The sequence below is a fragment of the Polyangium fumosum genome (assembly GCF_005144585.1).
GTDB classification, from domain to species: domain Bacteria; phylum Myxococcota_A; class Polyangia; order Polyangiales; family Polyangiaceae; genus Polyangium; species Polyangium fumosum.
Genome location: NZ_SSMQ01000136.1, coordinates 1 through 13,154, shown reverse-complemented (window position 1 = coordinate 13,154; position 13,154 = coordinate 1). Strand labels below are relative to the sequence as shown.

Annotated in this window: 5 protein-coding genes; all 5 read right to left on the bottom strand. The window is 67.3% G+C overall.

The genetic code is table 11. The annotated features are described in order from the left end of the window. Positions 1 to 312 precede the first annotated feature (312 nt). Positions 313 to 7,935, bottom strand: a complete 7,623-nt coding sequence (locus tag E8A74_RS50395; RefSeq protein WP_170230000.1) for an RHS repeat-associated core domain-containing protein — start codon at positions 7,933 to 7,935, stop codon at positions 313 to 315. Between the two features lie 626 nt (positions 7,936 to 8,561). Continuing rightward, positions 8,562 to 9,644: a GlxA family transcriptional regulator gene (locus E8A74_RS50390; RefSeq protein ID WP_136936362.1), complete on the bottom strand. Its 1,083-nt coding sequence runs from the start codon at positions 9,642 to 9,644 to the stop codon at positions 8,562 to 8,564. A 99-nt stretch (positions 9,645 to 9,743) separates the two neighbouring features. After that, the gene (locus tag E8A74_RS50385) at positions 9,744 to 10,478 is read right to left on the bottom strand and encodes a DJ-1/PfpI family protein (protein WP_136936361.1); all 735 of its coding nucleotides are present in this window, start codon (positions 10,476 to 10,478) and stop codon (positions 9,744 to 9,746) included. 795 nt (positions 10,479 to 11,273) lie between these two features. Further along, the gene (locus tag E8A74_RS50380) at positions 11,274 to 12,386 is read right to left on the bottom strand and encodes a transposase (protein ID WP_136936360.1); all 1,113 of its coding nucleotides are present in this window, start codon (positions 12,384 to 12,386) and stop codon (positions 11,274 to 11,276) included. Positions 12,387 to 12,766: 380 nt separating this feature from the next. Further along, positions 12,767 to 13,154: hypothetical protein (locus E8A74_RS54455; RefSeq protein WP_211365647.1), on the bottom strand; the 388-nt coding region annotated here is incomplete at its 5' end.

Genomic DNA, 13,154 nt, shown 5'->3' with positions numbered 1-13,154 from the left:
GCTGCCGTCTTGGTGGGGGGGTCGCTCGTGGTCTTGACTCGGCCCGTTCGATGAACTGCGCGATGCGCAGTTCATCGACCCTGGGTCCAGCGCCTCGCTGGTCCGGGTCCCGGGGCGGACAGCCCCGGGTGGGGCCTGGGGCAACGCCCCAGCGAAGCGCTTCCCAGATGACTCCGAGAGGCAGGGGACGGCTTCTGGAACGTCCAGCATCGCCTCTACCGCCTGGGCTGGCAGCCAAGGCGGAGGGGGCTCAGGCTGCCGGAGGGCGTCCTCGAGCGAGGCGACGCCCTCCGGCAGGGTGTCGTACAGGGATCAGTAGTTGTGCTTGGTCAGCACCTCGACGAGCCTGATGGCCCCGTCCTCGAGGTATTCGTAGATGATACGACCGGCTCCGCGGCCCCCCCCCATGCCCCGAATATCCATGGCCCACTGCCCTGCTCGGTTCGCTCTTAGCGCGTGCTGATTCAGCCCGGGCTTGTCGAAGGCGAGCTTCCCGAGCGCATCATCAACGCCTTGGCGCACCTCTGGACTGAGCTTGTCGAGCGCCTTGGAAACCGCAGGCTCCTCGATGATCTGGCGTCCGGAGGGCGTCCACTGGCGTGGTGCGCCACCACCTTTCGGCGTGACCATCTGAGGCACTCCGGGCTTCGGCGCGCAGGTGTTGTGCACCAACTCGCAGCCGGACGCCGCGCTGTCACACACGAAGTACGTATGCGTCCCCTCGACCTCGAAGTTGAAGACCTCGTCCGAAGTCGCTCGCGGCTGCACCGCGACGACCTCGACCGGCTGGTCCCCCTCACCGAGCAGGGCCATCCCCGGCTGTAGCTCGGTCATGGCGAGGAAGGCGCGGCGCGCCGGCACGTAGAACGGGTGCTCCGCCGTGCCCACCTGCCGGTGCTCGCCCCGCGAGGTCCGCACGGTCAACTCGACCAGGCGCGTGGCACCGTGTCGCATGGTCTGCCGGATGCGCTGCAGCGTCTCGCCCGTCGCCCGGATCTCCAGGCCCTTGCCACTGCGCCGCGTCTCGTAGACACGTCCTTGGAAGGCCACACGCGCGCCGGCGCGAACCTCCCGCAGGACCCCGTGCGACGCCCGGCGCCCTTCATGAGCAAGCACCCAGACGACGTCGTCGAAGCTCGGCGCACGCGCCTCGCCGTCGAAGGGTCGATCGGCGTCGTCGCTCCGACGCGCTTCGCTGAGGATCGCGGCCGCCGAGGGGGATTGCCACGCTCCCGGAGGTGTCTCGATATCCCGCGAGACGATGATCTCGCCCGCTTGGAGGCTCTCGATGGCGCGGGCACCGTCCGGCGTCAGGATGGGCGTCCCCGCGACGAAGCAGTTGATCAAATCCGCGCAGTTTCCGCCCTTGCACGCCGAGAGCAACCCCTCTGACGCGCCCTTTGCTGCATTCTTGAGGAGGTTGTTGAGCCCCCCGGCCGTCATGAGCGTGGAAGCGGTATCGAAGTAGGTGTCCCGCGTCCAGAGCGAGGAGAAGAGCCCACCGGTCCAGCCGACGACGAGATCGCCGACCGTGGCGTCGGGATTCGTCGTCAGGTTGGCATAATACATGGCCGCGTCCTCGCCAAAACCGGTGCCGAAGTAGTGGCCGTCCTTGAACTTTTGCCACCCGGACCGAGCGTCGCCGCCATGGGACTGCCCGCCCTGCATGGGCCCGGCATCCTCGGTCGCCGGGCCGCCGTTCTCGTCGGCGCGTTGAGGCGAGCCACCGCCTCGGTTGGGGCCCTTGCTGCCATTCGAGCCGCCACCCGAGCCGACGTCGATCGACACCGTTATCACGATGACCCCGAAGGGGGTGGGGATGGGGATGCCGATCGTGGGATCGCTGCCGCCACGGTCCGTGGGACACGAGGGGTAACAAACGTCGCCGCCGTGCGTCGGATCGCCAGCGAAGCCGGTGGGATCGGTGACCGAGAGCGGGTTGTAGCCGACGTAGGCGTAGCGGTTGTACGACCACGGGCTGAAGGGCGACTGCACCATCGGATCGCGGCTGAGGAAGTGGCCACTCTTCGGGTCGTAGATACGCCCCTTCATGTTGATGAGGCCGAGCTCGTCCTCCATTTCGTGCCCGGTGAAGCCCTGGCGCACGTCACCGCTGGCGACCGCGCCTGCGGGCAGCGCGGGATTGTCGACGTCGGCGCGCGCGCCGAAGGGGTCGAAGCGCAGGTACTCCTTGACCGCGCCCGATTCATCGGTGATCGCTGCTGGCGAGCCCAGGTGATCGTCGTGCAGGTAGTTGACCTCCTCGTCGAGGATGCTGCCGCCCTGCTCCTTCCAGACCACCTCGGCCACGCTGCGGCCGCCCGCCACCACGTGGAAGACGTGCGCGACCGCGTCGGTCCGATACCGCCGCTCGTAGAGGTCCTCGATGTACGTCGTCACCTCGCCGCTGCTCGCGTTCTTCAGCAGGCGCTTGTTCCCGGGACCATAGTGATAACGGGTGGTCGTGGTCCAGGTGCTGATCTGCCGGGGCAGGCCAAACGCGGTGTAGTTCACGTGGCGCTGCGGCCCCTCGATCTGGTTGCCGTTGGCGTCATAGTCGTAGCTGCCGAGGGTGGAGCTGATCGGCGCATAGGGGTTGTGCGCGCCGGAGTCGTCGTAGTCGATCGTCAGCGCCTTGGCGGGGTCGCCCAAGAGCACCTCGCGGGCGTAGAGTCGGCCGAGCCCGTCGTAGTGGAAGTTGTGCGTCGCGAAGGGGCTCTCCGGCGCCTGCAGCGGCGCCACCGACCAGCTCTCGAGCCGATTGAGGGATGGGTTGTACCCGAAGCTCTCGTGCAGCTGGGCCACGCCGTCCGTGCGCCGTGTCAGGTTGCCATTCGCGTCGAAGTCGAAGCCGAGCTGCTGCACGGCCTCGTTCGCACTGTTCTGCGTGTTGATCTGACGCAGCACGTGTCGGAGCGGGTCGAAGACGCGATGCGAGGTCACGTCATTGCCGAATCGCTCGTCGGTGAGCTGGCCGCGGGCGTTGATCCCCTCGGCGCGCCAGAAAAGCTGGCCACTGCCGTCGGTCACCTCCTTCAGGTGGCCGAAGTCGTTGTAGCCGTAGCGTGCGAAGAAGCGCGCGTGGTTCGGCACCTCGGGGTACGCAACCTCCGCCAGGCGGCCGAACCCGTCGTAGGAGGAATGGACCACGTGCGTGTTGCGCGCGCCGTAGACGAGCGGATCGGCCACATCCCAGGACGACTGGCTCAGGTGACCAAACGCGTCGTAGCTGTAGTCCACCCGCACGCCCTCGTCGAAGCTGAGGTACGTGGCGAGGCGGCCGACACCCGCGCCGGGCGCGTTATCCCAGGTGTAGTCGACGTCGAAGTCGGGGCTGTCCTTGTGCACGATGCGCCCGAGCACGTCGAAGTCGGAAATCGTCTCCCCCTCGGCGTTGATGTCGCGCACGCGCCGACCGAGGCCGTCCTCGTACACCGATTGCTCGCGGTAGCCCGCGGTGGCGCTGGCGCCATAATACTCCTCGAGCAGCGTGCGGCGGCCGAGGATGTCGTACCCCAATTTGCTCGTCTGGCGCACCTCCGCGCCCTCGAATATCTGGACCTGCTTCGGCAGGTTGAAGGGAGCGTAGACATAACGGGTCCGCAAGGTCGCGCTTCCAAAGGCTCCTTCCGCGCTCTCCACCACGCGGCCTGCGGCGTCGTAAAGCACGTAGGAGACGGCATTCCGTGCGTCGATCGTGTCCGTGCGATCGGCGGAGTACACGTGCTCGACCTTGGTGCCATCCGGATGCGTTTCGAGAAGCAGGCGCCCGAGCTTGTCATAAGCGAAGCTCGTCAACTGCTCGGGCTCGTCGCTCCTGCGTGGCACGGAGACAGCCGTGCGCCGGCCGAGGGCATCGTAGACCTTGCGCTGGCTCACCGGCTGACCATCGAAGCCGGTCGTGCGGGTCTCCACCTCGCGGCCGAGCCTATCGAGGCGCAGCAGGCTGCTGCTGCCGTCGGCATGCTGCGTGAGGATCTCGGCGAGGCCATCGCTGCCCCAGCCGTAATGCAGCGTGGTGTCCGCCTCGTCAGGGCTGTCGGCGACGCGTAGCCGGCCGAAGCCGTCGTATTGCGACTCGGTGCGAAGCCCGTTGGGCGAGGTCTCTGCCGTCACCACGCCGAGGCCCGGGTGGTACTCGGTCTGTGTCGTGTGCCCGAGCGCGTTGGTGACCGTGGTCGGGAACATCTGCTCCAGGCTGTCGTAGCTGATGGAGTCGGCGCGGCTCTGGCCCCTGAAGTTGGTGGCCGTCACCTGCATGGGCAGGCCGAAGGTATTGCGCTGGTACTCCGTCCGCAGGTACGCGGCCAGATGGCCCCAGGGCTCCACCGTCTCCGTCTTCAGCAGGCCCGTGGGATAGTAATCGAAGCCGACCGTGCGCGTCGCGGCCGTGCTCGCGTCCATGCGATGGGTGGTGTAGCGCATGTCCGGCAGGCCGATGAGCCAGTTCGCCGCGTCCCTCGGCTTGAAGGTCGTCGTGATCTGCTGCTCCTCGCCGGTATACTGCCCGCCGTACAGGCGCTTGGTGAGCTGAGAGGTGAGGTTGCCGTCGGCGTCGTAGACCTGCTCCACGTCGGTCCCTGTGGTGATCTCGACGTCTTTGAAGAGGGGGGGCGGGGTCTCCCCGGGCAGCCAGCTATACCGTTGGTTATTGTACTCTGGCATGCGGTGCGTCTGCCCCGGCGGCAGCCGGACGTCGACGCGCTGGATGCGTTGTGGCCAGGCGAAAAAGACGCGACCGTTCGCTTCCTGGGTCACCTCGTAATGCGTCGAGGTCTCCGTGATGTGCGTCCAGCCCGTCGCGAGGTTCACCCAACTGCGCGAATACACGGGCCTACCGGCCAGGGGGTAGGCCGTGCCCACGCGCGACGCGTGGGATAGGTCGTATTCGGTGTAGACGACGGCGCCCGTCTGCTCGTCCGTGACGGTGTAGGCCAGGTAGCCAAGGAAGCCGCGCAGGCGGTCGATGTACCCTTCGCTGTACTTGTAGGTATAACGGTTGAGGCCGCCTTGCCCGTCATCCAGGCGCAGTTCGTTCACCACCCACAGCGAGGTCGGAGCGTTCGCCAACTGCCCCTTTATCGGCCAGGAGTTTGGATTCCATATGGGCCTGGAGACGAAGTAATAACCTGTCCGCTGCCGTGTCTGGTGGCTGTACTCGGCGCGCGCGCCGTTGCCGTCCCGCACCGCCGTGAGCACGTCGGGTCGCGGCCCCTTTCGCAGGTACTTCACCACGCGGCGAGAGCCGTTCACCGTCTCGGACTGGAGGATGTCCGTGAGCCCATCGTTGTTGAAATCCCCGAGCGTGACGAACTTGGCCGTGTTCATGGCGAGGATGGGCAGACCGACGGTGCCGAGCGGCACGTCCAGGAGAATGCGCCCCTCGAAGCCGTAGCGCGTCGACTGCATCATCACCCAGTGATCGCGCGACTGGCCGTCGGGCCCGTACTTCTGTGCGATCAGCACGTCCTCTTTCCCGTCGAAATTGAGATCTACCGTGTAGATGCCCGGCGGATCCTGCTTCTGCCACGGGTAGAAGCGGCCCGCCTGGTAGCCAACCGCGATGTAGTACGACTCGCCGGCGCGGAAGCCGTTGCCAGTGTTGATGTGCACCACGGGCGCGCCGCCCTCCGGCGTGAAGCGCAGCGCGTCTGCGAGCCCGTCGCCATTGATGTCGGCGAACCAGTAGCGCGGCTTGGGCTGGCCCTCGGTGAAGGCCTCGAGCGTCGTGGGATGCTCCCACAGGTTACCGCCTCGCAGCTCCAGCGCAGTCAGGTAGTTCTTGCCGTCGGCAAAGGCGTCCTTCTCGGCGATCAGCAGCGACGTGCGGGCCGTGCCTTCGATGTGCGCCGAATACGCCTGCGCGAATCCGTCGTTGGCCCAGGGAGCGCGGAGGTTGGGCAACTGGAAGTACTCGCCCAGCGTGCCTTGGGTGTTGGGTCGGAAGGCCCAGATGAACGCCTCGGGCGTCTTGACGACGCGCAGCGCCTCCGGCAGCCCATCGCCCTCGAGATCCGCGAAGTACAAGGGCGGGTCATGGGGCTCGGTGAAGGACTGCCACATGGTGGACGACTCCCCGTCCATGCCGTCCCACCACTGCGACCCATTGCCAGCATCAAAACGCATCCAGCGTTTCGGGCCGCCGCCCTCGGGGACAGCGACCTTGAACATCTCGGCCCTGCCATCCGCGTTGGTGTCCGCGAAGCGCGGCGACACGTCGGAGATGGTGGGGTCATCGTCCTCAAGGATCAACTTTCCGTCCGCGGTCCATCGCCCGTTGCTCCAGTGGAGGATCAGCCGGTCCACCCAATCGTACGGGTCGACCTTCGCGGCAAAGAGATCCACGACGGAGGCTTGCGTGGAACCGTTGGTGATGGGCTCCAACGAGATCATCGCATCCTCCCGCTCGAAGTCCCAGCTTCCCTGCGTCCACTCGAACGTGGTGGGGCGCTTGCAGGCACCGGTGCCATCACACTCCTTCACCTGCTTCAATTGGCTGAGGCCGGAGATGGACGTGTTTGCGTAGGCGAAGTCGTAGGAGCGCAGGAGCGCGGGCTGGTTGGGACTCGGGCCCCACATCTCCAGGCGCTTGAGGCGCCGCGGCGAGCGGATCTTCAGCCCGTTGACGTAATTCTCCTGGATGTCGGGGCGCTCCTCGTAGACGAAGCGCACCGAACGCTGCGGCGCGAGCCCTGCGCCGGTGTTGCCCGTCCAGCGGATCTGCGTCGGCCACAGCTCTGCGCCGTTGACCACCGAAGTGGCGTAGTCATAGTCGATGTAGTTGCCCGCGCGGTCCTCCATGCGCGCCACGGGCCAGGCGTAATGCTCGCCTTCGACCGACTCGACCGGCCCGCTGCTGGTGCGCGCGACGGACACCCGCAGGCCGCCGAGGTACTTGCCCGAGCCGCCGAAGGTGAGAATGCGCCCGTCCTTCAGATAGGCGCGGAACATCTCCGGCCCGACGCCGCCGAAAGAGCCGACGCCGACGATCTTGGTGAAAAGATTGTTCTCCAGGCGGTACTCGGTGCCGACGGCCCCGTAGGGGCCATGGACGGCGACCAGCCGCTGGCCATCGAGGCAGAAACGGTCGTCGGAGCTGAACTGTACGTCCTGCGCCTCGCCGTCCTGCGCCATGGTCTTGGGACAAAGCGTGATCTGCGAAAGGCCCGAGAGCGAGAAGCCCACGCCGAGCAGGCCATTGCCGCCCTGGCTGGAGTAGGAAAGCTCGAGCTCGGGCGCGAGCCCGGCGCGCCCTTCGGGCACCCAGAGCGATATCGAGTACTGCGCCGCGCCGGTGGGCGAGACGCTGGCCGCACCTTCGATGACGCCCGGCGTCTCGCCGTTCTGCCGATCCGTGGGCAGCGTGCCCAGGTTGCTCGGGCAGAAGGGCTCGGTGCTCAGGGGGACGGGCCCAACGCCGCCCAGCACCTCCCAGGCGCTCTGCGCCTCCTGCTTCGCCTGTGCGAGGGTGGAGCCTGGAGCGCTCTTTCGCAGCTCCGTCCCGCACTCGGACGAGGGCGCCAGCGGGTGGTTCGCATGGCGGCAGGACCCATGGACGGGCCGCGCGAGGGAGAGCCATCCCTCATAGGTGATGTCGCAACTGGCCGAGGGCTTCGTGGGGTAATGCTCGAGGATGGGCCCCTGATTCGCGGTGTATGTCACCATCGCCGCGTCGCCGTGCCAGAGCCGCGCGATCTCGCTCTCGGCGTGCTCGACGCACGACGTGTGCAGGATGGCCCGCGGCTCCCAGTCGCACACCGGCGGGCCGCCCCCTTCGTCCGGCGTGCAGACCTTGACCTGCTTGTAACCTCCCGTGAGCGTCAGGTGCTCCTGGCGCTGCCCGTACGACGCGATGGAGCATTCCGGATCGTAGTCGCTCTCGTAGGGCGAGCACGGCGTCGTGCCCGTCTGGGGGCAGACGGCGGTCGGCTGCATGGAGTGGCACGCAAAGCTGTAGGCGAAGCCGGATGCACAGGTCTGCGTATCCTCCGTGGCCTCCAAAGCCGCCGTGTCGGTGGACGTTGCGCCCTCTTCGCTGGGAGCGACCACCTGGCCGGACTCGTCACCGGTATCGGCCAGGCACCCTACGAGCCCAAGCGCCAGGATCACCCCGAACCAGCGTGTCGAGCGCGCCTGCCCCGGCAAACCTCCCCGCGTCGAAGGGGATACGCAGCGGCTCGCGCTCGCCTGTTCCAGGCGAGCGGCGCGATGCCGAGATGCACTTGAAAACAACATTCCCGAACCTTTCCTGGGGCGCGCGCCGCGCCCTTGCCGAATTGCACGAAGAAGAGGCCGTCGGGGAGTGCTCCGCAGAACCCCCGCATCGAGGACAAACAAACCAGGATTGCCTGCCAAGGAGCGCGCTGCGTTGCATGGCGTATCCCGTGGAAGCCCGACGAGCGTGGAGTGTCCGCGCTCTGGGGGCCCCTTAAATTGTCCTTAGGAGATCCTCCGCAGCAGCAGCGCACATGGGCTGCCCTACGGGTTGGTCGGGGCCTCGAGAGGCGACCAAGGGCGACTGCGCGTGGAGGCGTCGAGCGCGCGAGAAATTTAAGCGAACTCTAAGGCGCCCCTCGGCCCATCCCCATCGGCGGGATCCCTTTGGCGTCGTGCCCCGGGTGTTGGAGCGACCGATCGGAGGCGAGGTGTGGTGATTCCGTACCTGGAGGGGCCCCTCGGCGATCGGCCCGACGGGAGAATCGCCTGGCGTAGTCCTCCGGCGTCACCCGGAGGGCCCGCTGAAAGGCCCGTCGCATCCGCTCCTCCGAGCCGAAGCCGGAGGCGTGCGCGACCTCGTTCATGGTCGCGCTCCCCATCTCCAGGTGGGCACGCGCTTGCTCGAGCCGGCAGGTCTCCACGAACTTCGCCGGCGTGGTACCCACCTCCGCGGCGAAGACGCGCGCGAAGGTCCGCGGGCTCATCCACGCCCTCGCCGCGAGCGCCTCGACGCGCAGGTCCGCGGAGAGATGGTTGACGATCCAATCGACCACGTCCCCGAGTCGACCGGTGAGACCGATCTGCGCAGAGAGGGGCTGACTGAACTGCGACTGCCCACCGGGGCGCTTCAGGAACATCACCAGGAGCCGGGCGGCGGCGAGCGCGACCTCGTGGCCCAGGTCCTCTTCCACGAGCGCGAGCGCGAGGTCCATTCCAGCGGTGGCGCCGGCCGAGGTGTAGATGTCGCCGGAACGGACGAAGATGGCGTCCGGCTCGACCTCCACGGCGGGGAACTCCCGGGCGAGCCGGCTGGCCGCGCGCCAGTGCGTGGTGGCGTGGTGCCCGTCGAGGAGCCCCGCCGCGGCGAGGAGCAGCGCGCCCGCGCAGACCGAGCCGAGGCGCCGGACCCTGGGCTTCATGGCGGAGAGCCAGCCGAGGAGCCGCGCGTCGCGCATGGCGGTGTCCATGTCGAAGCCGCCCGCGACCAGCACCGTATCGATGCCCGAGGTCGCGTCTGCGATCGATCGATCGGCGACCAGCTTCGGCCCTTGCCCGCTGCCGATCACGCCTCCATCCACCGAGAGGAGCTCCACGCGATACGCCGGCGGACGTCCGGGGACGCGCTCCGCCTGCACGAGCGTCGCGGTGTTGAACACCTCCATCGGTCCGACGATATCGATGGCCGCCGCGCCCTTGGACCCGACCATGGCAATCAGCCGCGTGCCGGACCGAGCGCCGGCCTCCCGGCGCGGTGAACGAAGGGGAGCCGTCCTTTGGCGCGGCGACATCGTGCCCATCTTCGCGGTTCAGGCGGCCGGTCGTCGAGCGACGAATCGCTCGACGGCCTTGCGCGCCATCTCGGTCACGGGCGCGAACCTCGCGAGGGCCCTCGTGGTGAGCTCCGGACCGGCCAGCTCGGGGCTACCGGTGCGGTAGGGCGGGTGCGGAGCATATTCCATCTGGAGCTCGGACTCCCTGGCGACCTCCTCGCCGCACAGATCGTGGATCAAGCGCAAGGCGATCTCGAGGCTCCCCACGACCGGCCCGGCCGTGAGGCGGTTCCGGTCCTCCACCACGCGTCCTCCCCGCACCGGCGTGGCGCCGAAGTGCTCCAGAAGATCGACGACGTGGAAGTTCGACGTGGCGCGGTAGCCCCGGAGCAGCCCGGCGGCCCCTAACACGAGCGAGCCGCCGCACACGCTGGTCACCCACCTGGCGCGGCTGCCACGATCGGCGATGAACGCGAGCGACTCGTCGTCCTCCAGGATCTCCGGGGGGACCGCCCCGATGTTGAGGACGTCGAGATCCCGCGGGCACTCGCTGAACGTGGAGGTGGCCCGCGTCGGGAACGTCGGGAAGCCCGTGATCGGCTCCTTGTTCTTCCAGACGAGGTGCACCTCGGCGTCCGGCAAGACACCAAAAGCGGTCTGCAGACCGATGATATCGACCGGGAAATAGCCTGGGCACACGAAGATGCCGATCTGGAGCTTGTGGGTCGTGCTCGGCAAAAGATCACGCTTGCCCTCATCCTGCTGATTCATGGGGGTTCCTCTCGATCGTTGTGGAAGGGCCGCCCTCCGGCGCGGAGGAGCGCTGCCCTGACCCGGGACAGGATGGCTCCCCCGGAGGCTGTCCGAAAGGACAACCTGGCAGCACTTTCTGCCATCCCGCGGAGATCATGATAAAGGATGCCATAAGGAAAACGCCGGGTCTGACAGCGGCGCACACGCGCCGAGAGGTTTGGCCATGCTGCCGGGATATCGCAGATACTCCTGAACGGGACGGCTCATCGAGGGGATGGGACCTCGGGCGGCGGATCAGACTGCCGTCATTTGGACCCCGACTGCCGTCATTACGGGAGGACCCGACGGAGCCCCGACCCTTGCCGACAACCACGGCGAGCATGACGACCAAGCCCCCGGCCCTTGCCGACAAGCCCGGCGACCCTGTCGACCAAGCCCCCGGCCCTTGCCGACAAGCCCGGCGAGCTCGTCACAAGGACCCCAGCCCTTGTCGACAAGCCCGGCGACCCTGACGACCAAGCCCCCGGCCCTTGCCGACAACCACGGCGACCCTGTCGACCAAGCCCCCGGCCCTTGCCGACAAGCCCGGCGACCCTGTCGACCAAGCCCCCGGCCCTTGCCGACAACCGCGGCGAGCTCGTCACAAGGACCCCAGCCCTTGCCGACAAGCCCGGCGACCCTGACGACCAAGCCCCCGGCCCTTGCCGACAAGCCCGGCGACCCTGTCGACCAAGCCCCCGGCCCTTGCCGACAAGCGGTAGTGGCTGGATCCGGCCACGAGGTGAAAGTGGCGGGACATCCGCCCGGCCACTTTCACCGGAGATCGTCGTCGGGGAAGAGGGAAAGCTGGCCCTTCGGGGGCGGCTTCGGATGCCAGGAGAAGAGGTCAAGCTGGCCGCGCTCGTCGGCCACGGGCCCGGCGCTTGCGACCGCCACGGGAGCGACCGGAGGGGGCTCGACATGAGGACGCGGCTCCGCCCCCTTGCCCCCGCCGACCAGGCGCAGGAACCCACGCCCGCCGGGCAGCTCGCGCGCCGGGCCTTCGGGCTCCCGATGGCGCAGCGCTTCCTTGGCCGGCGGGTCGCACGGCTTGGCCGTCATGAGCGCGTCCAGGAGTTCCTCCATCTCCCAGAGGTGATCGGTCACGTGCGCGGCCATTCCCGGCGTCGTGCGGAGCGTGCTCACGATATGGCACATGTTGTAATGCACGTAGGCCAGGGAGACGGCCGCGCGGTGATTCTCGGGGCGCTTGCTGAAGGCGTACGAGAGGCGCCGCATGCGCCCGATGTGGTGGCGCATGGTGCCGTTCTGCCGCTCCATGTACGCGGTGCTCGCCGTGTCGAGGTCGGGTGCGCCGAAGATCGCCCGCTTCGTGATGAAGTGCGCCTCGCGTGCGGGCTCGTACCGGTGGTCATCGTCGCGGCGCCCCTTGCGGCTGTAGTTCTTGACCGTCTGCGCGTAGTCGACGCCGGGCCCGAAGGACGCGCCCACGGCGGCGATGTACGGGGCGAAGCCGTCGGACACGATCGAGGGCATGACGCAGAGGCGCGCGCGGACATCCTCCATGAACGCCCGCGCGCTCTCCTCGTTTCGCTTGCCGACGTGCCAGCCGATGACGAAGCGGCTCGTGGCCGACATGGCGACGAACGTGTACGCCTCGCCGACGTAGGGCGGATCTTCGGGCGTGACTCGCTTCTGCTTCTTCCCGACGTAGCTCCAAATCTCGTCGACCTGGATCAGCGACGCCGCAAGGTGTCGCGCGAGGCCGTTGTGGAGGTGCACCGCGCCGGTGCCGAACTGCAAGGACAGGCGCCCGACCGTCTCCCGGTCCACGCCCGCGATCCGGGCCGTGGCGCGCTCGGAGTTGCCGTCCACGAGCGCGGAGAGGACACGCAGGCGCTTCGATCCATCCAAGGACGCTCCCATGGCTTCCTCGCCCCGGCGACGGTCTCCCGGGCGCCCTCTGCGCCCTCACCGCGTCGCCGTTCGATGGGCAGAAAGTACCACAAAACGCGCCGAAAACGCGGAGAATCGGCGCGGCGATCGGACACGAATTGTCCTAGCGCGGGGGTGCCGTTGTGACGAAAATCCCACCTAAGAACAGCCTTCGGGTCGACGCGTGGGCAGTCTTCGGACGGCGATGTGGTATTGGGTTCGCAGAGGTTGCGACGTATGACGTAGAACTGATATCGGTAGATGACACGCTAGACGTCGTCGTCATGCGCGACGCGCGCGGACCATCGTGTATCGTGTTCTATTCAGCGAACGAGTTGGGCGGCGTTTACGCGCGCTCCGTCGTCGGAGAATTAATCGCTTAGTTGGCGCGTCTTGTCGAACGTGTCACTTAGTGCGTTTTCGAGGTCGCGAGCGAACGATGGCGCGGTGATTTGGGAAGGCACAAAGCTGGCGTATGTCTCAAGCTCAAGGCTTGACATTCCAGCTTTTGCTCTTATTCCTACAATCCGCAATGCGCCACTACGATTGTCGGCAACAATGTATATCGGCGCAGGCGCGAGGAGTGCCATCCCGGATGGGCTTCGCTCTACGTGAAAACGCAGTGCGACAAGTGCATTGGTAAATCCTACCTTGTTCTGCGCGACCATCCGCGCATGGTTCTGGCAAGACTCCCGTTCAAACCGTGCGTGCGGATTTCCCGCACACGGCTTACCGGTGGTCTCTCGGGCAGCGGCATCA

Excerpts from the sequence above, each read along its gene's own strand:
- E8A74_RS50395 (WP_170230000.1), bottom strand. The coding sequence starts at position 7,935 with ATGCAGCCGACCGCCGTCTGCCCCCAGACGGGCACGACGCCGTGCTCG.
- E8A74_RS50390 (WP_136936362.1), bottom strand. The coding sequence starts at position 9,644 with ATGGTCGGGTCCAAGGGCGCGGCGGCCATCGATATCGTCGGACCGATG.
- E8A74_RS50385 (WP_136936361.1), bottom strand. The coding sequence starts at position 10,478 with ATGAATCAGCAGGATGAGGGCAAGCGTGATCTTTTGCCGAGCACGACC.
- E8A74_RS50380 (WP_136936360.1), bottom strand. The coding sequence starts at position 12,386 with ATGGGAGCGTCCTTGGATGGATCGAAGCGCCTGCGTGTCCTCTCCGCG.